This window comes from Geothrix fermentans DSM 14018 (genome assembly GCF_000428885.1).
GTDB classification, from domain to species: domain Bacteria; phylum Acidobacteriota; class Holophagae; order Holophagales; family Holophagaceae; genus Geothrix; species Geothrix fermentans.
This window is the reverse complement of the sequence record NZ_AUAU01000007.1, coordinates 125,416-148,142: the sequence shown is the minus strand read 5'-3', so window position 1 is coordinate 148,142 and position 22,727 is coordinate 125,416. Positions and strand designations below refer to the sequence as shown.

Annotated in this window: 19 protein-coding genes; 8 read left to right on the top strand and 11 right to left on the bottom strand. The window is 69.9% G+C overall.

Features of this window, described 5'->3' with window-relative positions:
- Positions 1 to 49: 49 nt before the first annotated feature.
- The 3 genes from ftsY to G398_RS0102525 all read left to right on the top strand — a co-directional run bounded on the left by ftsY (position 50) and on the right by G398_RS0102525 (position 3,847).
- Positions 50 to 973 carry a signal recognition particle-docking protein FtsY gene (ftsY, locus tag G398_RS0102535; RefSeq protein WP_026852429.1) on the top strand — a complete coding sequence of 308 codons (924 nt, stop codon included), beginning with the start codon at positions 50 to 52 and terminating at the stop codon, positions 971 to 973.
- On the top strand, positions 966 to 2,093 hold the full coding sequence (gene ribD / locus G398_RS15675) for a bifunctional diaminohydroxyphosphoribosylaminopyrimidine deaminase/5-amino-6-(5-phosphoribosylamino)uracil reductase RibD (protein ID WP_052571218.1): 1,128 nt from the start codon (positions 966 to 968) through the stop codon (positions 2,091 to 2,093). The genes ftsY and ribD overlap by 8 nt, the downstream gene beginning before the upstream one ends.
- Before the next feature lie 68 nt (positions 2,094 to 2,161).
- A complete protein-coding gene (locus G398_RS0102525) occupies positions 2,162 to 3,847 on the top strand; it encodes a hypothetical protein (protein WP_026852428.1) in 1,686 nt (561 codons plus the stop codon).
- A 12-nt stretch (positions 3,848 to 3,859) separates the two neighbouring features.
- Here the strand turns inward: G398_RS0102525 and thiS are convergent, their stop codons facing one another.
- The 9 genes from thiS to rpmH form a co-directional block, all read right to left on the bottom strand.
- Positions 3,860 to 4,060: a sulfur carrier protein ThiS gene (thiS, locus tag G398_RS0102520; RefSeq protein WP_026852427.1), complete on the bottom strand. Its 201-nt coding sequence runs from the start codon at positions 4,058 to 4,060 to the stop codon at positions 3,860 to 3,862.
- On the bottom strand, positions 4,057 to 5,256 hold the full coding sequence (locus tag G398_RS15670) for a trans-sulfuration enzyme family protein (protein WP_043483149.1): 1,200 nt from the start codon (positions 5,254 to 5,256) through the stop codon (positions 4,057 to 4,059). The genes thiS and G398_RS15670 overlap by 4 nt, the downstream gene beginning before the upstream one ends.
- Positions 5,257 to 5,320: 64 nt before the next feature.
- Positions 5,321 to 5,608: a hypothetical protein gene (locus G398_RS0102510; RefSeq protein WP_026852426.1), complete on the bottom strand. Its 288-nt coding sequence runs from the start codon at positions 5,606 to 5,608 to the stop codon at positions 5,321 to 5,323.
- Between the two features lie 20 nt (positions 5,609 to 5,628).
- Positions 5,629 to 7,089: an Asp-tRNA(Asn)/Glu-tRNA(Gln) amidotransferase subunit GatB gene (gene gatB / locus G398_RS0102505; protein ID WP_026852425.1), complete on the bottom strand. Its 1,461-nt coding sequence runs from the start codon at positions 7,087 to 7,089 to the stop codon at positions 5,629 to 5,631.
- Positions 7,090 to 7,121: 32 nt separating this feature from the next.
- Positions 7,122 to 8,429, bottom strand: coding sequence for a tRNA modification GTPase (locus G398_RS15665; protein ID WP_084511868.1), 1,308 nt, complete (start codon positions 8,427 to 8,429; stop codon positions 7,122 to 7,124).
- A 46-nt stretch (positions 8,430 to 8,475) separates the two neighbouring features.
- Positions 8,476 to 8,940, bottom strand: coding sequence for a R3H domain-containing nucleic acid-binding protein (locus tag G398_RS0102495; protein WP_026852424.1), 465 nt, complete (start codon positions 8,938 to 8,940; stop codon positions 8,476 to 8,478).
- Positions 8,941 to 8,950: 10 nt separating this feature from the next.
- Positions 8,951 to 10,513 carry a membrane protein insertase YidC gene (gene yidC / locus G398_RS19160; RefSeq protein WP_052571215.1) on the bottom strand — a complete coding sequence of 521 codons (1,563 nt, stop codon included), beginning with the start codon at positions 10,511 to 10,513 and terminating at the stop codon, positions 8,951 to 8,953.
- Positions 10,510 to 10,890, bottom strand: coding sequence for a ribonuclease P protein component (locus tag G398_RS0102485; protein ID WP_026852423.1), 381 nt, complete (start codon positions 10,888 to 10,890; stop codon positions 10,510 to 10,512). The genes yidC and G398_RS0102485 overlap by 4 nt, the downstream gene beginning before the upstream one ends.
- Positions 10,891 to 10,900: 10 nt before the next feature.
- Positions 10,901 to 11,035 carry a 50S ribosomal protein L34 gene (gene rpmH, locus G398_RS0102480; RefSeq protein ID WP_026852422.1) on the bottom strand — a complete coding sequence of 45 codons (135 nt, stop codon included), beginning with the start codon at positions 11,033 to 11,035 and terminating at the stop codon, positions 10,901 to 10,903.
- Positions 11,036 to 11,264: 229 nt separating this feature from the next.
- Here rpmH and dnaA point away from each other — a divergent pair, with 229 nt between their 5' ends.
- The 4 genes from dnaA to gyrA all read left to right on the top strand — a co-directional run bounded on the left by dnaA (position 11,265) and on the right by gyrA (position 19,352).
- Positions 11,265 to 12,641: a chromosomal replication initiator protein DnaA gene (gene dnaA / locus G398_RS15655; RefSeq protein ID WP_052571213.1), complete on the top strand. Its 1,377-nt coding sequence runs from the start codon at positions 11,265 to 11,267 to the stop codon at positions 12,639 to 12,641.
- Between the two features lie 214 nt (positions 12,642 to 12,855).
- On the top strand, positions 12,856 to 13,989 hold the full coding sequence (gene dnaN, locus G398_RS0102470) for a DNA polymerase III subunit beta (protein ID WP_084511867.1): 1,134 nt from the start codon (positions 12,856 to 12,858) through the stop codon (positions 13,987 to 13,989).
- A gap of 50 nt (positions 13,990 to 14,039) precedes the next feature.
- The gene (gene gyrB / locus G398_RS0102465; RefSeq protein WP_026852420.1) at positions 14,040 to 16,595 is read left to right on the top strand and encodes a DNA topoisomerase (ATP-hydrolyzing) subunit B; all 2,556 of its coding nucleotides are present in this window, start codon (positions 14,040 to 14,042) and stop codon (positions 16,593 to 16,595) included.
- A 150-nt stretch (positions 16,596 to 16,745) separates the two neighbouring features.
- Positions 16,746 to 19,352 carry a DNA gyrase subunit A gene (gene gyrA, locus G398_RS0102460; RefSeq protein ID WP_026852419.1) on the top strand — a complete coding sequence of 869 codons (2,607 nt, stop codon included), beginning with the start codon at positions 16,746 to 16,748 and terminating at the stop codon, positions 19,350 to 19,352.
- A 48-nt stretch (positions 19,353 to 19,400) separates the two neighbouring features.
- On the opposite strand, the gene G398_RS0102455 is transcribed toward gyrA, so the two are convergent.
- A complete protein-coding gene (locus G398_RS0102455; protein WP_026852418.1) occupies positions 19,401 to 19,832 on the bottom strand; it encodes a gamma-glutamylcyclotransferase family protein in 432 nt (143 codons plus the stop codon).
- A gap of 67 nt (positions 19,833 to 19,899) precedes the next feature.
- On the bottom strand, positions 19,900 to 21,138 hold the full coding sequence (locus G398_RS0102450; RefSeq protein ID WP_026852417.1) for a serine hydroxymethyltransferase: 1,239 nt from the start codon (positions 21,136 to 21,138) through the stop codon (positions 19,900 to 19,902).
- A 117-nt stretch (positions 21,139 to 21,255) separates the two neighbouring features.
- On the opposite strand from G398_RS0102450, the gene purB reads away from it, so the two are divergent.
- The gene (gene purB / locus G398_RS0102445; protein ID WP_052571211.1) at positions 21,256 to 22,707 is read left to right on the top strand and encodes an adenylosuccinate lyase; all 1,452 of its coding nucleotides are present in this window, start codon (positions 21,256 to 21,258) and stop codon (positions 22,705 to 22,707) included.
- Positions 22,708 to 22,727 lie beyond the last annotated feature (20 nt).

The following is a 22,727-nucleotide window of genomic DNA, read 5'->3' as shown; positions in this document are numbered from 1 at the left end:
GGCATGGGGAAACCCGCCCCCTTCGGTAGACTGGACCGGCGAGGTGGGCGTGGGTCTTCTGGGTGGTCTGTTCGACAAGTTCAAGCAGGGGCTGAAGCGCACCCAGGACCTGGTGCTGGCGCCCATGGGTCGCCTCCTGGGCCTGCGGCGCCTGGACGAGGCCGAGCTCCAGGAGCTGGAGGACCTGCTGCTCCAGGCGGACCTGGGCGTGAAGGCCGTGGACCAGCTCATGCTCCGGCTGCGGGCCGAGCTGAAGGGGGGCGCCGAGGTGGATCCCAAGGCCATCCTCAAGGACGAACTGCTGAAGCTGCTGCGCCAGCGTCCGGCGGCCCCTTTCGTCGCCCCTTCCTCGGGGCCGGCCACCCAGGTGGTGCTCCTGGTGGGCGTCAACGGCGTGGGCAAGACCACCACCCTGGGCAAGCTGGCGGCCCACCTCAAGGCCCGGGGCGAGGGGGTGCTCGTGGTGGCGGGGGACACCTTCCGGGCCGCGGCCATCGACCAGCTGGAGCGCTGGGGTGAACGGGCCGGCGTGCCGGTGATCCGCAACCAGATGGGGGGCGACCCGGCCGCCATCGCCTTCGACGGGGCCACCAGCGCCCTGGCCAAGGGCACGCCCTGGGTGCTCATCGACACGGCGGGCCGCCTCCACACCAAGGACCACCTCATGAAGGAGCTGGACAAGATCCGCCGCAGCCTCCAGAAGGTGATCCCCGCGGCGCCCCATCGGGTGCTCCTGGTGCTGGACGCCACCACGGGCCAGAACGGGCTCCAGCAGGCCGAGGTCTTCGCCCGCACCGCCGGGGTCACGGACCTGGTGCTCACCAAGCTGGACGGCAGCGCCAAGGGGGGCGTGGTGGTGCCCATCCTGGACCGCCTGAGGCTCCCCATCGCCTTCGTGGGCGTGGGCGAGGGCGTGGACGACCTCATCCCTTTCGACGCCGAGGCCTTCGTGGACGGGCTGCTGGATGCCTGAGCCCCTCCTTACCCCCGAGCTGGCCTGGGCCCTGGCCACCGGCGGCCCCTGGCCGGATCCGGAGGCCCTGTCCGGCGACGCCCGGTTCATGGCCCTGGCCCTGCGGGAGGGGTTGAAGGGCGTGGGGCTCTCCAGCCCCAACCCGCCGGTGGGCTGCGTGCTGGTGAGGGAGGACCGGGTCATCGGCGCCGGGGTCCACACCCGGGCCGGGGATCCCCACGGGGAGATCATGGCCCTGCGGGACGCGGAGGCCCGGGACGAGGATGTCCATGGCGCCACGGCCTACGTCACCCTGGAGCCCTGCTGCCACCAGGGGCGCACGGGCCCCTGCACCCTGGCCCTGATCCAGGCCGGGGTGGCCCGGGTGGTGGTGGGCGTGCGTGATCCCAACCCCCGGGTGGACGGGGGCGGCCTGGCCATCCTGCGGGCCCAGGGTGTGGCCGTGGAGGAGGGCGTACTGGGCGAGGCCTGCGCCCGCTTCCACGCCCCCTTCTTCAAGCTCATCCGCACGGGCCTGCCCTGGGTGAGCCTCAAGCTGGCCCTGGGCTCGGACGGCGCCATGGGCCCCGCGGGACGCACGACCCCCATCACCCCGCCGGAGGTCCAGCGCCTGGGCCATGCGCTGCGCCGGGCGGCGGAGGCCATCGTGGTGGGGCGCCACACCGCCGAGGTGGACGACCCCCAGCTCACGGACCGCTGGCCCGCCCCCACGGCCCCCCACCGGGTCTTCCACCGGGTGGTCATGGACAACGGGGGCCAGGTGCCCGCCGGGGCCCGGGTCTGGCTGCCCGCGGCGGGCCAGCCGGCCCTGAGGGCCGTCACCGGCGATCCCGAGCCCCTGCGGGGCGTGGAGGACCTGCGCCTGCCGCCGGGCCCCCGGGGATGCAGTTTGCGCCACCTGTTGCACGAACTCGCCGCCCGGGGTGTGGGCCGGGTGCTGGTGGAGGGCGGGGGGACCCTGGCCCGGGCCTTCCTCGAGCAGGACCTGGTGGACGAGTTCCACCGCTTCCAGAGCGAGGCTCCCGCGGGCGGAACGGCCGTGGACCTGCCCCTTCCCGCCGCCTGGGCCCCCCGGGCCGGGGGGCGCTGGCCCGGTGGCCGCTGGGAGGTCTGGCGCTAGACTGGTGCCCCGGGTCCCCTGGCACGACCCTTGAAAAGCCGGTTCGATCCCCCACCTCAGGAGCTCCCATGTCCCCCCGATCCTGGCGCCTCCTCCTCGGCCTCCTGCTCCTGCTGTCCTTCGCCGCCTGCGGGGGTGGAAGCGATTCCGGCGGCTTCTACAGCTCCGACGCCCGGATCACCCTCCAGGCCCAGTTCGAGAAGCGGCCCCTCACCGCCGCGGGCTTCGGCGCCACCACCCTGCGTCCCGCCCGCTACTGCTGGGCCGAGGTGCGGGACGCGGGCTCCGGCGCCCTGCTGTCCTCGGGTTACCTGGGCAGCGATGGCACGGGGACGACCACCGTGCCCCGGGGCCTCCAGGTCTACGTGCAGGTCTTCGCCCAGTACCAGGTGCCCAGCGCCGATCCCGCGAGCTTCTTCATGCGGGGCAGCGTGAAGAACGCGCCCGAGCCCGGCGGGGCCATGAGCCTCAGCGCCTTCACGGCCATCCCCACCTGGAGCGTCACCAGCAACACCTTCCTGGCGGACCGGGACGGCACGCTCTCCGTGACGGCCCTGGCCTCCAACCGCATCGCCGGGGCTTTCAACATCGCCGACCAGGCCGTGGCCTTCGGGGCCGCCGTGCGCGACATGGACGGCTCCGCCACCCTGCGCCTGCCCAACCTCCACACCTTCTGGACCACCAGCCTCAGCGCGGCGGACCAGCAGCGCACCTATCCGGCGGTGCTCTCCGGGTCCAGCTCCTCCATCCTCGTCTCCGACAGCGGCCGGGCCCTCTTCGGCCACCAGGTCTACGGCCAGGGCAGCGGCGCCGCCAACACGGAGACGGACGAGTGGGATGACGGCGTGCTCCAGGAGACCTTCGCCCGCCTGCTCTTCGCGGACTACAGCTTCAAGCCCGACGGCAGCACCAGCCTCTCCCTGCTGCGCCGCGACAACGACAATGTCTGGGTGGACCGGGCCGTGCAGAGCGAATCCACCGCTGCGTTCGTGGCCGGCTTCTCGGACTTCCTCTCCGCCGCGGTCCGGAACAACAGCCAGCTCCTCGACAGCTACGTGGACGGGGGGGGCCTGACCCGGGTGGACGCCTTCGACCTCGCGGACCACACCTACGTGCCCGCCGCCGCCAAGGGCGAGTTCGCCCGGGGCTCCATCGCCGTGAGCCTCTGGGGCCTCTGGAAGAACGTGCTGGGGGGCAGCCCCTCGGGCCTGAACACCCTCTGGGCCGCCGTGCGCTCGACCACACCCTACGCGAACGGCACGGGGGAGTACGAGCAGGCCACCCTGGGCTGCTACCCGACCTACCTCCAGGGCGTGGCCTCGCGGGTGACCGCCACCACCTGGAACGCCGCCCTCGCCGAGCTGGCCCTGGAGTCCGTCCCGAACCCCGACGCCTCCTACTTTGCGGGCCCGGCCCTCTGGCAGACCGTCTCCCTTCCGCTGCTGAACGCCAGCGGCTCCCTCCAGACCTATGACCCCGGCACCAACCTCTACTACGACCGGAACCAGAGCCAGGCCTGGCGTTTCGTCCACCCGGGCGGCGCCCGCACCCTCACCATGACGCCCACCGGTGGTCAGGACTTCTACCTGGAGCTCATCGGTCCCGGCGGCTGGGTGGCGGGCAGCTACAGCAACCCCGGCTCCATCCGGACCCTGAACCTCACCAGCCTGCCTGTGGGCACCTACGTGGCCCGGGTCCGCGCCGGCGCCACCACAGCCACGGGGACCTACGGCTACACCCTCAGCATCAACTGAGGCTTAGCCTACTCAGCCCCCGCCCACCAGCCGCACCACCTCCAGCCGGTCGCCCTCCTTCAGGGGGGTGGCCGGGTGGTCGGCGCGGCGGATGACTTCGCCGTTGAGTTCCACGGCGCTGCCGAAGGCGGGCAGGTCCAGCCAGGCGGCCAGGTCCGCCACGGTGCCCAAGGGGGGCGTATCGCGGCTCTCGCCGTTGATCCGGAGCTTCACCGGGCGGCCCCCTTGGCGGCGGCCTGGAAGCCCTGCTCCAGGTCCGCCACCAGGTCGGCCTGATCCTCAATGCCCACGGAGAAGCGCAGCAGGCCGTCCGTGATGCCCAGGCGGGCCTTCACCTCCGGCGCGGTCTTCAGGTGGCTCATGCTGGCGGGGTGCTGGATGAGGCTCTCCACGCCGCCGAGGCTCACGCCCCGGGTGATGATCTCCAGGGCCTCGCAGAAGCGGCGGCCCGCCTCCAGGCCCGCCCTCAGCTCGAAGCTGATCATGGCGCCGAAGCCCGTCTCCATCTGCCGCAGGGCGATCTCGTGGCCCGGATGGGTGGGCAGGCCCGGGAAGTCCACCCGCGCCACGTGGGGCTGCCAGAGCAGCCACTGGGCCAGGGCCTGGGCATTGTCCGAGGCGCGCTTGACCCTCAGGGCGAGGGTCTTGAGACCCCGGTGCAGCAGCCAGGCGGCCATGGGATCCAGGGTGGGGCCCATGACCTTGGTGAGGTGCCAGCAGGCCACCACGTCGGCGTCCCGCCCGGCGATGACGCCCGCCACCACGTCCGAGTGGCCAGCCAGGTACTTGGTGGCCGAGGCCACGCTGAGGTCGATGCCCAGGCGCAGGGGCTTGGTGTGGATGGGGCTGGGGAAGGTGTTGTCCGCCACGGTGCGGATGCCGTGCTTCTTCCCCAGGGCCGCCACGCCCGCCAGGTCCGTGAGGGCCAGGGTGGGGTTGGAGGGGGTCTCCACCCAGATCATGCGGGTCTCGGGCCGGAGGGCCGCCTCCCACTCGGTGAGGTCCAGGGTGTTCTGCACCCAGGTGACCTGGAGGCCGCGCTCGGACTCCCAGCGGCGGATGAGCTGCTCCGTGCCCAGGTAGATGGCCGCCGGGGCCACCAGGTGGTCGCCGTTTTTCAGGAAGGCTTCGAAGACGAGGGCGAAGGCCGCCATGCCCGAAGCCGCCACCAGGGCCCGCTCGGCGCCCTCCAGCTCCGCCAGCACGGCCTCCACCTCGCTGGCATTGGGGTTGCCCCAGCGGGTGTAGAAGGCTGGGGGCTCCACGGCCGCGGCGAACTCCGCGCCCTCGCGGTTCTCCATGAGCTGGAACACCGAGGTCTGGAAGATGGGCGTCGTCACCGCCCGGGTGGGATTATGGCGCCGGCCGGCGTGGATGGCGGTGGTGGTGGGTCCCCAGGACGTGGGCATGGGCGCCTCTGCAGGAGCCCCGTGGCCCCTGCCTCCCAGCATAGGCGGGCGCGCCCGCTGGCGCCTACCACTTCCAGAAGACGAGGGCCAGGGCCACCACGGTGAAGGCGAGGACCGCCACCAGCCGCCACACCGTGGGCTGGCCCTTGGGCGGCGCCGTGGGCTCCTGATCCGCCAGGGCCGTGCGGGTCAGCTCGTCTTCCGGGGCCGGCTCCGTGGGCCGGCAGTCCGGGCAGCGGAAGGGCTCACCGGGAATCTCCACGGCATCCACGATCACACGCCCGCAGCCCTGGCACACATGCCCCACACCGGGGAGGTAGGCGGAGAGGGAGGGGGGGATCTCGTTGCTCATGGCCCAGCATGCGGTGGGATTCAGCCCCGGGCCAGCCCCTCCTCCAGCACTTCGTTCACCACCTTGGGATCCAGGCGCCCCCCGCCAGCTTTCAGCACCTGGCCCACCAGGAAGCCCTGGAGGCTGGTCTTCCCGGCCCGGAACTGGGCCACGGGCCCGGGGTTCGCCGCCAGCACCTGGGCCACCAGGGCCTCGATGGCGCCCCGGTCGCTGACCTGGGCCAGCCCCTTCGCCGCCACGAGCGCCTCCGCCCGCCCCTCGCCGGCCAGGAGGGCGGGATAGACCCGGTCCTTGGCCGTCCCGAAGCTGAGGTGGCGGGCCTCCACCAGGCGGATCAGCTCCGCCAGGGCCTCCGGCGCCAGGGGATAGGCGTCGATGCCTGTCCCCCGTTCATTCAGGGTGCGGCTCACCTCGCCCAGCATCCAGGTGGCCGCGGCCTTGCCGCTTCCACAGGCGGCGGCCAGGGCCTCGAAGTAGGCGGCGAAGGCCGGATCCTGAAGGAGGGTGGCGGCCTCGTCCTCGCCCAGCCCGTAGGCGGCGCGCCAGCGGCGGGCCCGGGCCTCGGGCAGCTCTGGGAGGTCGGCCCGCGCGGCGGCGATCTCGGCCTCCGCCACCACCAGGGCCGGGAGGTCCGGCTCCGGGAAATAGCGGTAGTCCATGGCCGCCTCCTTGGTGCGCTGGGACCGGGTCTCGCCGACCTCCGCGTCCCAGCCGCGGGTCTCCTGGGCCACGGCACCCCCCGCCTCCAGGAGGGCCGCCTGGCGCCCGATCTCGAAGGCCAGGGCCTGCTTCACGAAGCGGAAGGAGTTGAGGTTCTTCACCTCCACCCGGGTGCCGAAGGCCTCCTGGTCCCGGGGCCGCAGGCTCACGTTGGCGTCGCAGCGGAAGCCCCCCTCCTCCAGGTTGCCTTCGCCCACCCCCAGGAAGACCACCAGGCGGTGCAGGGCCTTGAGGTAGTCCGAAGCCTCCTGCGGGCTTCTCAAGTCTGGTGATCCCACGATTTCCAACAACGGGACCCCGGCCCGGTTGAGATCCACCAGGGTGGCGTCGGGCCGCTGGTCGTGCAGGCTCTTGCCCGCATCCTCCTCCAGGTGGGCCCGCTCGATGCGGATCTGGACGGGCCCTTCGGAGCCGCGCACGGCCGGATCGCCGGGGATCTCCAGACGGCCCTCCTCCACCAGGGCCACGGGCCCCTGGGTGATCTGGTAGCCCTTGGGGAGGTCCGGGTAGAAGTACTGCTTCCGGTAGAAGGTGCTGCGCGCCTGGATGCGGGCTCCCAGGGCCAGGCCCAGGCGGAGGCCCAGGCGCACGGCCTCGGCGTTGAGGACGGGCAGGGCCCCGGGCAGGCCCAGGCAGACGGGGCAGGTCTGGGTGTTGGGGGCGGCGCCGTAGGCGTTGCGGCAGGCGCAGAAGAGCTTGGACCGGGTCCGCAGCTGGACGTGGACCTCGAGACCGATGATGGCTTCCAACCCAGGCTTCACGCGCCCTCCCGGGCCAGTCTACTTCGGCGGCCCTACTTCCCGAGGCAGAAGCCGCGGAAGAGTTCGTCCAGGGCCGACTCGGCCCGGTCCTCCCCCGTGAGCCGCGCCAGGAGGCCCCAGGCGCCCTGGAGCAGGGAGGCCGGCAGCTCCGGCGGGCAGCCCGGGGTCAGCTCCGCCAGGAGGTCCAGCTGCCGGGCCAGGTCGTCCAGCAGCTCGCCCTGACGGGCCGTGGCCAGGGCCCCCAGGCAGGCCTCCGGGGCCAGGCCCCCCAGAACGCGCTCCCGGAGGGCGGCCTCCAGGGCGTCCAGGTCGTTCCGGAGGGCGGCCACGGCCACGCCCGGGACCCCGGTCAGATCCGCGAAGGTCCGGACCTCCAGGACCTTGCCGGCGAAGGGGGCCAGGACCCGCTGGAGCAGGTCATCGGGCGCGGGATCCGGGGCGGGCCAGAGGTGGAGGATCAGGTCCGCCCCTTCCAGGACCGGCCGCACCCGGGCCACGCCCAGGCGCTCCACGGGATCCTCCGTGTCGCGCACGCCGGCCGTGTCGTACAGACGCAAGGGGAGGCCCCGCCACTCGCAGCGCACCTCCAGCACGTCCCGGGTGGTGCCGGGGATCTCGGTGACGATGGCCCGGTCCTCGCCGGCCAGGGCATTGAAGAGGGTGCTCTTGCCGGCGTTCGGCCGGCCCACCAGGGCGATCCGGATCCCCGCCTGGAGGTGCTGGGCGGCCCGGGCCCGGGTCTGTTCCACGTGGAACCGCGCCCGGAGCGGCGCCAGGGCCAGGCCCAACCCGAGCAGATCCAGCGAGATGCCTTCCTCCTCCCCGTAGTCCAGGGCCGCCTCCGCCCGGGCCATCCAGGGCACCAGGGCCTCCCGGGCCTCCAGGATCCAGGGGGGCAGGGCCCCGGCCCGGGCCTGGGCCAGCCGGAGCTGGGTGTCGGTTTCCGCCGCCACCAGGTCGCGCAGGGCCTCAGCCTCCAGGAGCCCCTGCTTGCCGTTCAGGAGGGCCCGCCGGGTGAACTCGCCGGGTTCCGCCAACCGGACGCCCAGGGTCCCCAGGTGGTCCACCAGGCGCCGCACCAGCAGCGGGTTGCCGTGCACCTGCAGCTCCACCAGGTCCTCCCCGGTGTAGCTGGCCGGGGCCGGGAAGAACAGCACCAGCGCCCGCTCCGCGAAGCCGTCCCACCGCAGCGTGCGCAGCGAGGCCACGCGGGGCTCCGGCAGGGCCAGCAGGGGCGCCAGGACGGCGGAGAGGTCTGGCCCCGAAACGCGCACCACCGCCAGGGCCGAGGGCAAGAGCGGCGTGCCTGGCGCGCAGATGGGGGGCTGGGGCAAAGGCATGCTCTCCTTTCTACCTCCGGGCGCAGCCCGGAGGCCCGCGGAGGGCCTACTTCCGGAACACCTTCACAGGCTTGAAGGTGCCGGTGCCCTCACTCTCGGTGCCCAGGCCCTCCTCGCGGCTCACCACCAGGTGCACCCAGCGGCGCTCCCGGGGGCTGAGGGCGCCCAGGGTGTGGCTGCCCAGCTCCCGGGCCTTCTCCGCGGCGTACTGGCCCATGGCCATGACCTCCTGCATGCGAAAGAGGCGGGCCCCCTTCACGTCCAGGTAGGCCAGCTTGTGGTCGTCGCGCTCGCCCTGGGCCTCGTGGACCAGGAACTGGAGGGCATCCAGGGCGGCCCCGCGGTGGGCCGCCAGCCAGCCCGCATCGGGGCCGGCCAGGGCCAGGCGGTTGGGGAAGGCCTCCTCGTCGCCCGAGGGCGCGGGCTTGGCCTCCACGGACAGGCCCAGGTGGGCCGTCCAGCGGGCGATGAGCTCGGGCACGGATTCCAGGCTGGCGCCGCTCTTCCGCATGGCGGGACTCCTACACCTTGATGGGCTGGGGCTGGTAGGACCGCATGATCCACCAGGTCTGGGCGAGGCCGATCATGTTGAACACGAAGTAGTAGATCGTAAGCCCGGCGGGGCTCTGCGCGAAGAAGAAGGTCATCATGGCGGGCATGAGGACCAGCATCATCTTGCGCTGGGCGGGATCGCCCACGGCGGGCGTCATGGCCTGCTGGGCGAACATGGAGGCGCCCATGAGCACGGGGAAGATGTAGTAGGGGTCCTTGGCCGAGAGGTCCGTGATCCAGCCGAAGAAGGGCGCGTGGCGCAGCTCGAAGACGGCGTTCAGCATGGACCAGAGGGCCAGGAAGATGGGCATCTGGAGCAGCATGGGCAGGCAGCCGCCCATGGGGTTGTGGCCGTTCTTCTTGTAGAGCTCCATGAGCTCCTTCTGCATCTCGGCCTTCTTGGTCATGTCGCTGCCGAACTTCTCGTACTTGGCCTGGATGGCCTTCTGGTGCGGCTCGAAGTCCTTCATGCGGAGCATGGAGATGGTCTGCTTGGTGTTCAGGTGCCAGGTGGCCAGGCGGATGATCAGCGTGAAGAGCACGATGGCCCAGCCCCAGTTGCCCACCAGGGCGTGGACCTTCTTCAGGATCCAGAAGAGCAGGTGGGCCACGGCGCCGAAGAAGCCGTAGTCGATCACCTTGGTGAAGGGCTTCTCGAAGGCCAGCAGCGGCTCGGCCTGCTTGGGGCCCAGGTAGAGGGAGGCCTCGACGCGCCCGGCCTCGGGCAGCAGCTGGTAGCCGGAGGCGTCCCGGCCCGCGGGGCGGGGCAGCTTCCACAAGGCGGCGAAGTAGTGGTTGCGCTGGCTCTTGGCGTCCTTCTCCAGACCGGCGTCCAGGCCCAGGCGGGCGGCGGAGGGCGGCAGCTCCTTGCGCTTGGCGCCCAGGAAGCTGAAGAACGGGTCGTGCAGCATCTCGGCCCAGGTCACGGCGTCGATGGACTTCTCGGACAGGGTGAACACGCGGCCCAGGTGCTCCACGGGCTTGTCGCTGGTGGGGTTGGCCACCAGCTGGAGGGCGGCGTTCCGGGGGGAGAGGCCCTCCACCCGGAGCTCCAGGCCCTTCTGGGGCACCAGGTAGCGGAGGCGATCCCCGGCGGCATTCTCGAAGATGACGGCGGTGCCCGCGGGATCCTTCTCCTCGCGCACGGTCTCGAAGCCCGGGCCCTGGAGGGCGCCGAGGCCGGCGAAGGCCTCGGGGAAGAAGGCGGTGTCGTCCTGGCGCCAGACGGCCTGCTTCAGGGCGCCCGTGGCCACCTGCCAGGTCAGCCGGAAGTCCGCCGTCATCAGGGTATGGGTGGCGGCGGGATCCGCGGCCTTCACGCCCCCCTGAGCCGAGGCCTGGGCGGGGGCCTGGGCGGCCGCCGGCGCGGCTGGCGCGGGCGCCGCGGGCTTGGGGGCCTCGGCGGGGGCGGCCTGGGCCGGCATCGAGGCCTGGGCCGGCACCGGCTTGGCGTAGCGGGAGCTGAGCCAGAACTGGGCGGCCAGCAGGATCACGCTGCCGATGACGAAGTAGAGGACATTGCGGTTTTTCATGGCGTGTCCGTGGGGGGGAGACGGCGCAGGGCCAGCCCGAGCTGGTCCTCGATGTCCCGGAAGGTGAGCCGGTCGAGGGGCGGGGCGCTGCGTGCGGGGCGCACCCAGACGACCCAGGGCTGGCCGGCGAGGCGCCCGGAAAGCGACAGGAAGGCCATGCGGACCTGGCGCCGGAAGCGGTTGCGGCGCACGGCCGGGCCGGTCTTCCGGGGGGAGGTCACGAGCAGCAGGGGCCCGGAATCGGCCTGGGCCCCGCCGGCGCGGCGCCAGGCGCGGATGTCCAGATACGACTCATGCCCCAGCAGGGGCCGGGGCAGGGGCGTGGGCACCGCGTGGTCCCGCTGGCGGACCGTGCGGAAGCGGCCCTTGAAGATCACGGGACCGGCGTCAGACCGCCAGGACGTGGCGGCCCTTCGCGCGGCGGCGCTTGAGCACCAGGCGGCCGTTCTTGGTCTTCATGCGGCTGAGGAAGCCGTGGGTCTTCGCGCGGCGGCGGTTGTTGGGCTGAAACGTGCGCTTCATGATTCCACCTCGGGGGTCCCCTCCCGGGGAGGAGGACGAACCTTCGAGGGTATCAGCGGGACCTGCCGCGCTCAAGGCCATTTCCGTCGTCCCAACCGCTCCCGGGGGTGCTAGATTTGGGGTCCTCCCCGCGAGTCCCCCGTGGTCGATGGCGCGCGAAGCCCGCCCCCGAAGTCGCGTGCCCGCGCCCCCCGCCACGTCCGCCGCTCCACCACCGCCCCGGTGAATCATGCGCTCCGCCGATCCCCTAGCCCTCTGGGACACCATCCGACTGGGCCTGTCCAAACAGCTTCCTGAAGCCAGCTTCAAGGAGTGGATCGCGCCCTGCGCGCCCCTGAAGGTGGAGGACGGGACCCTGTGGATCCAGGTCCCCAGCGCCGCCGCCAAGCTCTGGATCGAGCAGCAGCTGCCGGAGGAGTTCAGCGATGCCCTGGCCCAGGGCGGCCTCGGCGACCTCCACCTGGTGTTCCAGGTGGACGGCACCCCCGCGGCGGAGCCCCGGCCCGCGCCCCACAAGCGCGAATCCGGGGGCCATCCCGCCGCGGAGGCCTCCGTCTCCTTCCCCTACCTGTTCAACCGCTACACCCTCGACCGCTTCGTGGTGGGCCCCGGCAGCCAGCTGGCCTTCGCCGCGGCCAAGGCCGTGGTGGACAGCTACGGCAAGGCCGCCACGCCCCTCAGCATGAACCCCCTGTTCATCTACGGCGGGGCGGGCCTGGGGAAGACGCACCTCATGGTGGGCATCGGGAAGGGCCTGCTGGCGCGCAATCCCGGGCTCCGGGTGGCCTACCTCAAGGTGGACCACTTCTTCAACGAGCTCACGGCGGCCATCAAGGTCAAGAACACCGAGCCCATGCGCAAGAAGTACCAGCAGAACGACGTGCTGCTGCTGGACGACGTGCAGACGCTGGGGAAGATGGAGCGCACCCAGGAGGAGATCTTCTACATCCTGGAATACCTGCTCCAGCACGGAAAGCAGATCGTCCTCACCTCGGACAAGCCGCCCCAGCGCCTGGAGGGCTGCCACGAGCGGCTCATCACGCGCTTCAAGTGGGGCCTCACCGCCGACATCCAGCCCCCGGACTTCGAGACCCGCATCGCCATCCTGAAGAAGAAGCTGGAGGACGCCGATTTCAAGGGCGTGCCGCCCATCCCCGAGGACGTGCTGACCTTCATCGCCCACAAGGCCAAGGGCAGCGTGCGCGACCTGGAGGGCTTCCTCACCCGCGTCATCTTCCAGGCCAGCCTCATCGGTGTGCCGCCCAGCCTGGAGGTGGCCCACGCGGCCTTCCAGGGCCAGAGCGGGGAGGAGCCCACAGCGGCCATCCCCCCGGAGCGCATCTACCGGATGACGGCGGAGACCTTCAATGTCCCCTTCACGGACCTGATGAAGAAGCGCTCACGCCAGCAGGCCATCCTGGTGCCCCGCCAGGTGGCCATGTACTTGGCCCGGGAGATCGCCTCCGCGCCCTTCACCGACATCGGGCGCTCGTTCTCCATGCACCATTCCACGGTCATGAACGCCATTGATTCCGTGCGGGAGCGCATGAAGCGGGATTCCGAATTCCACAGGATGGTCCAGGCCCTCCTGAATAGCATTCATTGATTGAACTGGTGTTACCTTGAAATCCACAACGCGGTGGCCCCGGGAATCCACAGCCCCCTCCCGAACCGCTCCGGAAACCTCCCGAAGGGGCCGGTTCCGCAGGTCTGGAGGACCTCTCCACAGCCTGTCCCGGGCAGGGAAACTCCGGTAGAATAGGGCTTTGAGACGTCTTTCCACAGGTTGTCCTGGGCTTCAGCATCATCAAGGGTGATTCATGAGTCTTCAGTTACAGGTTTCCAAGGATCGTCTGGATCGCACCCTGGGGATCCTGAAGCACGCCTTGGACCGCCGGGTCACGTTGCCCATCCTCCAGCACATCCTCGTGGACGTGCGCCCCAAGGAGGTGGTGCTGAAGGCCACGGACATGGAGCTGGCCTTCGAGGCCACGGTGCCCGGCGAAGGCCAGGGTGAGTGGACCATGGCCGTACCCGGCAAGAAGTTCATCGAGACCGTGCGGGTGTTCCCCGAGGGCATCCTGAGCCTGGAGTGCCCGGATGCGGGCGGCCGTCTCTGGCTGCGGGCCAAAGGGATGAACTCCGAGCACAACATCCAGCCCGGCGAGGGCTTTCCGGAGCTTCCGGGCCCCGGCAACCAGCTGCCCGTGGTGAAGATCCCCGTGCTGCGCTTCAAGCGGGCCATTCAGCTGGGCTCCATCGCCGTGAGCAAGGACGCCACCAAGCCCACGCTCTCGGCTGTGCTGGTGCACCTCTCCAAGCACCATGTGCGCGTGGTCTCCACGGACGGCTTCCGCCTGGCGGTGGCCGAGGTGCCCTGCGACACCAAGCTCAAGGACGAGGTGCGCCTCATCGTGCCCAAGCGGGCCCTGGACCTCATTCCCACCCTGCTGGGCGACGAGGGCGAGGTGGAGCTCTGCTGGGACGGCACCACGCTCTTCCTGGACCAGCCCGGCCTGAAGTTCAGCACCCGCCTCGTCACGGGCAACTACCCGGCCTACGAGAAGGTGCTGCCCGCCGAGCTGCCCAAGCGCGTGATCATGGACCGCGAGGTCTTCCTCCGCACCCTGCGCTTCGTGGGCCTCAAGAAGGACGACTACAACAAGAACGTGCGCCTGTTCTACGAGTTCCCCAACCTCCGCACCGTCTTCCAGCACCCGGACGAGGGCGTGAACCAGGCCACGCTGCCCTTCACGGGGGAGGAGCAGTCCTTCGAGCTGGCCTTCAATATCGACTACCTCACAGAGCTGCTGGAGCGGCTCCCCGGCGAGGAGGTGGTCTACCAGTTCAAGGACGAGGTGGGCCAGGGCGTCTTCATGAGCCCCAGCCTCGAGGACTTCAGCTTCCGCTACGTCCTCATGCCCGTCCGCTTCGCCACCAGCGCCACCGCCTGATCTGGCGCCCGCACCACCGCATTCCACCGTACCCAACCAAGTGAGTCTTGATGTCTGAAGAAGTCTCCCGCGCCCGTGTCCACACTCCCCAGGAATCCGACAGCTACACCGCCGACAACATCACGGTCCTGAGAGACCTCGAGGCCGTCCGCAAGCGGCCCGGGATGTACATCGGCGACACCGATGACGGCAGTGGCCTGCACCACATGGTCTACGAGGTGGTGGACAACGCCATCGACGAGGCCCTGGCGGGCTTCTGCACCCGCGTGGACGTCATCCTCCACAACGACGGCAGCTGCAGCGTGGAGGACAACGGCCGCGGCATCCCCGTGGACATCCACAAGGAGGAGGGCCGCAGCGCCGCGGAAGTGATCATGACGGTGCTCCACGCCGGCGGGAAGTTCGACAACACCAGCACCGAGGGCAAGAACGCCTACAAGGTCTCCGGCGGCCTCCACGGCGTCGGCGTGTCCTGCGTGAACGCCCTGTCCTCCAAGCTCTGGCTCACCGTCTGGAAGGAGGGCCAGGAGCACGCCATGACCTTCTCCCAGGGCAAGGCGGATGCCCCCCTGAAGGTGGTGGGCCCCACGGCCCGGCGCGGCACGCGGGTGCGCTTCCAGCCCGATCCGGAAGTCTTCAACAACATCCTGGACTTCAGCTTCGAGACCCTCAGCCAGCGCCTGCGCGAGCTGAGCTACCTGAACCAGGGCGTCCACATCCGCATCACGGACGAGCGCACCGGCGACGTCCACGACTTCATGAACGCCGGCGGCATCAGCGCCTTCGTGGAGCACCTGAACCGCAACAAGGCCGTGCTCCACAAGCCCCCGATCCTCATCAAGGACGAGAAGCAGGACACCACCGTGGAGGTGGCCCTCCAGTGGAACGACTCCTACCAGGAGACGCTCTACTGCTTCACGAACAACATCCGCAACCGGGACGGCGGCGCGCACCTGGAGGGCTTCCGGGCCGCCATGACGCGGGTCATCAACACCTACGCCGAGAAGAACAACCTGCTCAAGAGCGCCAAGGTGAGCCTCTCCGGCGAGGACGTCCGCGAGGGCCTCACGGCGGTCATCAGCGCCAAGGTCCCTGATCCCAAGTTTTCCAGCCAAACCAAGGACAAGCTGGTGTCCAGCGAGGTCAAGGGCATCGTCCAGACCATCGTCTACGACAAGCTCACCAGCTTCTTCGAGGAGAACCCCCGGGAGGCCAAGGCCATCCTGGAGAAGGCCATCGAGGCCGCCCGCGCCCGGGAGGCCGCCCGCAAGGCCCGCGAGCTGACCCGGCGCAAGGGCGCCCTGGATGGGGGCGGCCTGCCGGGCAAGCTGGCGGACTGCCAGGAGAAGGACCCGGCCCTCAGCGAGATCTTCCTGGTGGAGGGCGATTCCGCCGGCGGCAGCGCCAAGCAGGGCCGCCACCGGGCCACCCAGGCCATCCTGCCCCTCAAGGGCAAGGTCCTGAACGTGGAGAAGGCCCGCTTCGACAAGATCCTGGGCCACAACGAGCTGCGGGTCCTCATCCAGGCCCTGGGCACGGGCATCGGCCAGGAGGAGTTCAAGGCCGAGAACCTCCGCTACCACAAGATCGTGCTCATGACCGACGCCGACGTGGACGGGTCCCACATCCGGACCCTGCTGCTCACCTTCTTCTACCGGCAGATGCCGGAGCTGGTGGCCCGGGGGCATCTGTACATCGCCCAACCCCCCCTCTACAAGGTGAAGAAGGGCAAGACCGAGCGCTACATCAAGGACGAGCGGGCCCTGGAGGAGTTCCTCTTCCAGAAGGCCCTGGACGGCTGGAGCCTGAGCCTGCCGGATGGCACCGAGCACAAGGGCCCCACCCTGGTGCGCGAGATGAAGAAGTGGGGCGAGGTGCAGCACATCTTCAGCCGGCTGGACCGCCGGGGTTACGCACGTCCCCTGGTGCGGGCCCTCCTGGCCGAGGGCCTGCTGGACCCGGACCGCTTCCAGAGCCGGGAGGCCCTGGAGGCCCTGGCCGCCGCCATCGAGAAGCAGAAGCTGGGCACCTGCGAGATCGAGACCGTCGAGGCCGTGGAGCGGCCCGCCGAGGGTGACGAGCCCGCCGTCGTCATCCCCGCCAGCCACCGCCTCCGGCTGGTGCGCATGCACATGAGCCGCCCCATCACCCTCTGGATCGACACCCAGGTGGCCCACTGGGGCGAGTTCCGTCGCCTGGCCACCCTCCAGGTGGAGCTGGCGGGCTTCCGCGGGGGCGAGCTCCGGCTCCGCCGCCTGAAGGACGTCAAGGAGGCGGCCAAGGACAAGGACGAGGACGGCGACGAGGGCGCGACGAAGCTGGGCAAGGAGCAGGTCTTCACGGACCCCGAGGAGATGCTCGCCGTGGTGCTCGAGGAGGGCAAGCGGGGCCTCGGCATCCAGCGCTACAAGGGGCTGGGAGAGATGAACCCCGAGCAGCTCTGGGAGACCACCATGGACCCCGAGCGCCGCACCCTGCTGCAAGTCCGCGTCGACGACGCGGTGGAGGCCGACGAGATCTTCACGGTCCTCATGGGAGATGCCGTGGAACCCCGGCGCCGCTTCATCGAGACCAACGCGTTGTTGGCTGAAAACATTGATGTTTAGACCCACTCCAAATTCGGCCACAGGCCGAATTTGGAGTGGGGGGAAGAAACACCTGTTCCACGTGGAACCCTCCTGATGACCCACCTCTTTTCCACATCTTTCCATTACTTGGGAAACGGCCAGCGGCCGGTTCCCGAGCCGTAGGACCCCATGAATCCGAATCGCATCGAGCCACTGGAAATCGAACGGGAAATGCGCAAGTCCTACCTGGACTACGCCATGAGCGTCATCGTGGGCCGGGCCCTGCCCGACGTCCGCGACGGCCTCAAGCCCGTGCACCGGCGGGTGCTCTACGCCATGAAGGAGGCCGGGAACGACTGGAACCGGGCCTACAAGAAGTCCGCCCGCACCGTGGGCGACGTGATGGGTAAGTACCATCCCCACGGCGACTCGGCCATCTACGACACCCTGGTGCGCCTGGCCCAGCCCTTCTCCATGCGCCACGTGCTGGTGGACGGCCAGGGCAACTTCGGCTCCATCGACGGTGATTCCGCTGCGGCCATGCGCTACACCGAGGCCCGGCTGTCGCGGCTCGCCAACGAGATGATGGGCGACATCGACCAGGACACGGTGGATTTCGGTCCCAACTACGACGGCAGCCTGGAGGAGCCCTTCGTCCTGCCGACCCGCTTCCCCAACCTGCTGGTGAACGGCTCCCAGGGCATCGCCGTGGGCATGGCCACCAGCATCCCTCCCCACAACCTGCGGGAGTGCTGCCGCGCCCTGGTGGACCTCATCGACAACCCCGGGCTCAGCCTGGAAGGGCTCATGGCCCACATCAAGGGTCCCGACTTCCCGGGCGGCGGCCTCATGCTGGGCACCGAGGGGGTGGTGGACGCCTACCGCACGGGCCGGGGCCGCTGCGTGGTCCGCGCCAAGTCCCACGTGGAGCAGATCCGCCGGGCGGGCGACCGCGAGCAGATCGTCTTCACCGAGCTGCCTTACCAGGTGAACAAGGCCACCCTCATCGAGAAGATCGCCGAGCTGGTGCGCGAGAAGAAGATCGACAGCATCAGCGACCTGCGGGACGAGTCTGACCGCGAGGGCATCCGCCTGGTGGTGGAGCTGAAGAAGAACGAGCCCAGCGACATCGTGCTGAACCAGCTCTACCAGCTCACCCAGCTCCAGAACAGCTTCCCCATCACCATGCTGGCCATCGTGAACGGCCAGCCCCGGGTCTGCACCCTCCGCGAGGTGCTCCAGGAGTTTATCGGCTTCCGCCGGGAGGTGGTCACCCGCCGGACCCTGTTCCAGCTGCGGAAGGCCGAGGAGCGCCACCACGTCCTGATGGGGCTCAAGATCGCCCTGGACCACCTGGATGCCGTCATCAAGCTCATCCGCGGCGCCAAGACCCCCGAGGAGGCCAAGGCCGGCCTCATGGCGGGCGCCTTCGCCAGCGCCGCCGCCGTCAAGAAGGATCCCAGCCTCCGGCTCTCCGCCGTGCAGGCCCAGGCCATCCTGGACATGCGCCTCCAGCGCCTCACGGGCCTGGAGCGGGAGAAGATCCTCGATGAGCTGGCCGAGCTCGAGAAGGTCATTGCCAAGCTCAAGGCCATCCTGGCCGACGAGAAGCTGCTCCTGAAGGTCATCAAGGAGGAGCTGCAGCAGGTGGCCGAGCAGTTCGGCAATGCCCGCTGCACGGAGATCGTGGGCTACTCCGGCGAGATCCGCATGGAGGATGTGGTGCCCGACGACCCCATGGTCGTCACCATGTCCAAGGCCGGCTACATCAAGCGCACGGACCTCACCGCCTACCGCCGCCAGCGCCGGGGCGGGAAGGGCAAGGTGGGCATGAAGACCAAGGACGAGGATTTCGTCGAGCAGCTCTTCATGACCAAGGCCCATGACACCCTCATGGCCTTCACAGACAAGGGCATCGTCTATGCCCTGAAGGTCTACGATCTGCCAGAGGCCGCCGCCTCCACTCGGGGCAAGCACATCAAGAACCTCATCTCCCTGAAGGACGGGGAGAACGTGGTGACCCTCATGGCCCTGCGGGACTTCCCCGAGGGCGAGAACCTGGTCTTCGCCACCGCGGACGGCACCATCAAGAAGTCCAGCCTGGCGGCCTACGCCAACATCCGCGCCAACGGCCTCATCGCCCTCAACATCGAGAACGGCAACAGCCTGGTGGCCGTGCGGCGGTCCACGGGGGGCCAGCAGATCGTCCTGGCCACCGCCCAGGGCAAGGCCATCCGCTTCCCCGAGGAGGATGTCCGGGCCACGGGCCGCGCCACCACGGGTGTCCGTGGCATGAAGCTGGCGGCCAAGGACCACATCGTGGACATGGAGGTGGCGGACCCCCTGCCGGATCTGCCGGAAGGCGTGGAGCCCGACGAGAGCACCGAGGACCACGGCATGCTGCTCACCGTCTGCGAAAAGGGCTACGGCAAGCGCAGCCTCCTCCAGGACTACCGGCTCCAGGGCCGGGGCGGCACGGGCGTCATCAATATCCGCGCCGGGGTCCGCAATGGCCAGGTGGTGGGCTTCAAGCTGGTCAAGCCCGGGGAAGGGTGCCTCCTCATCAGCCAGGAGGGCATGGTCATCCGCTTCCTCATCGACGAGGTCCGCAAGACTGGCCGCAACGCCCAGGGCGTCAGCCTCCTCAAGCTGGCCAGCGCCGAGGACCGCGTGGTGGGCCTGGCCAAGATCGACGCCAGCGCCATGGCCCTGGACGAGGAGGAGGACCTCCTCGAGAGCGAGGCCGGCCATCCCGGGCCCGACGAGACCGGCGAGCAGCCGAAGCTCGGTTTGTAGTTCTTTCCCATGCACAGAACGGCGCGGGCTTGCCCGCGCCGTTCTGTGTTAGAGGTAGGGCCCCCAGTCACCGTCCAGCAGCTCCACGGCCTCCTTCTCCAGGCGGGGCAGGCGTTCCACATGGAACACGTGGACCCAGGCGTGGTACCGGTGGCCGCCTTCGAGCACCACGGGCAGGAGCTCGCGGGCGCAGCGATCCTCCTCCACACCCAGCAGGCCGTCCAGGTCCGCCAGGGCCGCCTCCAGGTCCGCATCGTCCTCGTAGCCCACGAACTCCCCCAGGGTCCAGCCGGGTCCCGGCGGGGGATCCTGGGGCTCGGGGCGGGGGACCAGGGCCGGCTCCCCGAAGGGCAGGTGGAACAGGCGCCCCGCCACCCAGGCCCTGGTGATCCCCTCCGGGTGGGTCCTCAACAGCCAGGCGTGGTTCGACCCGCCCTCCCGCAGCGACCCGTACACGAACAGCCCATCCACCCCGATCACGCCGCCCCCCTGCAAAAACATACCCCCAAAACGCAGGGCGTTTTGGGGGTAGCCAGAGCGGAGTGGATTACTCGGGGATGGGGAACTGATCCGTCAGGTGGAAGACCTCCTGCCGGACCCGGGCGAAGGTGCACTCATCGGCCCGGTGGCGGAGGGTGACATCGAAGAAACGGGCGATCTGATCCATCTCCTCCTCCTTCATGCCGCGGGTCGTGAGGGCGGGGCTGCCCAGGCGCACGCCGGAGGGCTTGAGGGGCGGGTTGGGGTCGAAGGGGATGCCGTTCTTGTTGGTGGTCATGCCCGCCCGGTGGAGGCAGGTCTCGGCCTCGTGGCCCAGGAGGTCGTGGTCGCGCAGGTCCACCAGGAAGAGGTGGTTGTCCGTGCCGCCGCTGACGATGCGCCAGCCGCGCTCCTGGAGGCCCTTGGCCAGGGCGTGGGCGTTGCGGATCACCTGGCCGCTGTAGGCCTTGAACTCGGGCTGCATGATCTCGTGGAGGGCCACGGCCTTGGCGGCGATGACGTGCATGAGGGGGCCGCCCTGGACGCCCGGGAAGACCGCTCGATCCAGATCCTTGGCGTAGTGGGACTTGCAGAGGATCAGGCCGCCCCGGGGGCCCCGCAGGGTCTTGTGGGTGGTGGTGGTGACATAATCCGCGTGGGGCACGGGGCTCGGGTGGTGGCCCGTGGCCACCAGTCCCGCGATGTGAGCCATGTCCACCATGAGCAGGGCGTCCACCTCGTCGCAGATCTCCCGGAAGCGCTTGAAGTCCCAGGTGCGGCTGTAGGCGGAGGCGCCGACGACGATCATCTTCGGACGGTGCTGGCGGGCCAGGTCGCGCACCTCGTCCATGTCCACGCGCTCGTCCTCCTTGCGCACGTGGTAGGGCACGAACTTGTAGAGGATGCCAGAGCTGTTCAGGGGGTGGCCGTGGGTGAGATGGCCGCCGTGGGCCAGGTCCAGGCCCATGACCGTATCACCGGGCTTGAGGGCGGCGAGGTAGACCGCCATGTTGGCCTGGGCGCCGCTGTGGGGCTGCACGTTGGCGTGCTCGGCCCCGAAGATCTGCTTGGCGCGGTCCCGGGCCAGGTTCTCCACGATGTCCACCTGGCTGCAGCCGCCGTAGTAGCGCTTGCCGGGGTAGCCCTCCGCATACTTGTTGGTGAAGTGCGAGCCCATGGCCTGCATGACGGCGCGGGAGGCGTAGTTCTCCGACGCGATGAGCTCCAGGTGCTGCCGCTGGCGCTGGACCTCCAGATCCAGGGCCTGGAACACAGCGGGATCGGAGGTTCGGATCACTTCGTACATGGCGGAGGCTCCAGGGTGATGCCCTATCCTAGCCGCGCTTCGCGGCGAGCATGGAAGCCTGTTCGTGAGCGGAATCACAGGTCGGAGGCTGTGAGACACTGGAGGGCCGGAGTTCCCATGTCCTTCCTCCCGCCCCACGACGGCTCCGAGCTGGAGCGATTCGAGCATCCCCTGGCCAGCCGCTATGCCAGCCGGGCCATGGTGCGTCTGCTCTCGCCCCTCTACCGCCAGCGCGTGTGGCGCCGCCTCTGGATCGCCCTGGCGGAGGCGGAATCAGAGCTGGGCCTGCCCGTGACGAAGGCCCAGATCGCCGAACTGAAGGCCACCCAGGACCAGGTGGACCTGGATGCCATCGCGAAGCACGAATCCGCCCTGCGCCACGATGTCATGGCGGCCATCCACGCCTGGGGCGAGCAGGCTCCGGGGGCCCGGCCCATCATCCATCTGGGCGCCACCAGCTGCTTCGTCACGGACAACGGGGACCTGCTCATCGTGCAGGAGGCCTTGGCCCTGCTGCGCCGCCGCCTCCAGGACGTGATCGCGGCCCTGGCGGCCTTCGCGGACCAGTGGAAGGACCAGCCGACACTGGGCTTCACGCACTTCCAGCCCGCCCAGCCCACCACCGTGGGCAAGCGTGCCAGCCTGTGGATCCAGGACCTGCTCCTGGACCTGGAGGACCTGGACCACCTCATCCGCACCACACCCGTCCGCGGCGTGAAGGGCACCACGGGCACCCAGGCCAGCTTCCTGGAGCTCTTCGAAGGCGACGGCGACCAGGTGGAGGCCCTGGAGGCGCGCTTCTGCGCCAAGGTGGGCTTTCCCGCCATCCCCGTCAGCGGCCAGACGGCCACCCGCAAGCTGGAGGACCGCATCGGCCAGGTGCTCTGTGGCATCGCGGCCTCGAGCTCGAAGTTCGCCTGCGACCTGCGGTTGCTCCAGCACCTGAAGGAAGTCGAGGAGCCCTTCGAGTCCAAGCAGATCGGTTCGAGCGCCATGCCCTACAAGCGCAACCCAATGAGAAGCGAGCGCATCAACAGCCTCGCCCGCTTCGTGCTGGGCCTCATGCCCTCCAGCTACCAGACCAGCGCCACCCAATGGATGGAGCGCACCCTGGATGACAGCGCCCATCGTCGCCTCACCATCAGCCAGGGTCTGCTGGCCGCGGACGCCATCCTGGTGCTCCTCCGCAACGTGGCCTCGGGCCTGGTGGTCTACCCGAAGATGATCCAGGCCCGCCTGGCCCAGGAGCTGCCCTTCATGGCCGCCGAGGTGCTGCTCATGGAGGCCGTGAAGCGGGGGGGCGACCGCCAGGACCTGCACGAGCGCTTCCGCGTGGCCGCCCTGGAGGCCGGTCGCCGCATCAAGGCCGAGGGCCGTCCCAACGAGTTGCTGAAGCTCCTGGCGGCGGATCCCGCCTGGGCCATGGGCGAGGCGGAGCTGGCCGCCCTGCTGGATGCCGGCCGCTTCACGGGCCGGGCCGGTGACCAGGTGCGCCGGTTCCTGGCGGGGCCCGTGGCCGCCGCCCTGAAGGACCACGCCCCGGCGGATGAAGCCGCCGTCCGCGTCTGACACTGACCCCGAAAGGTTCG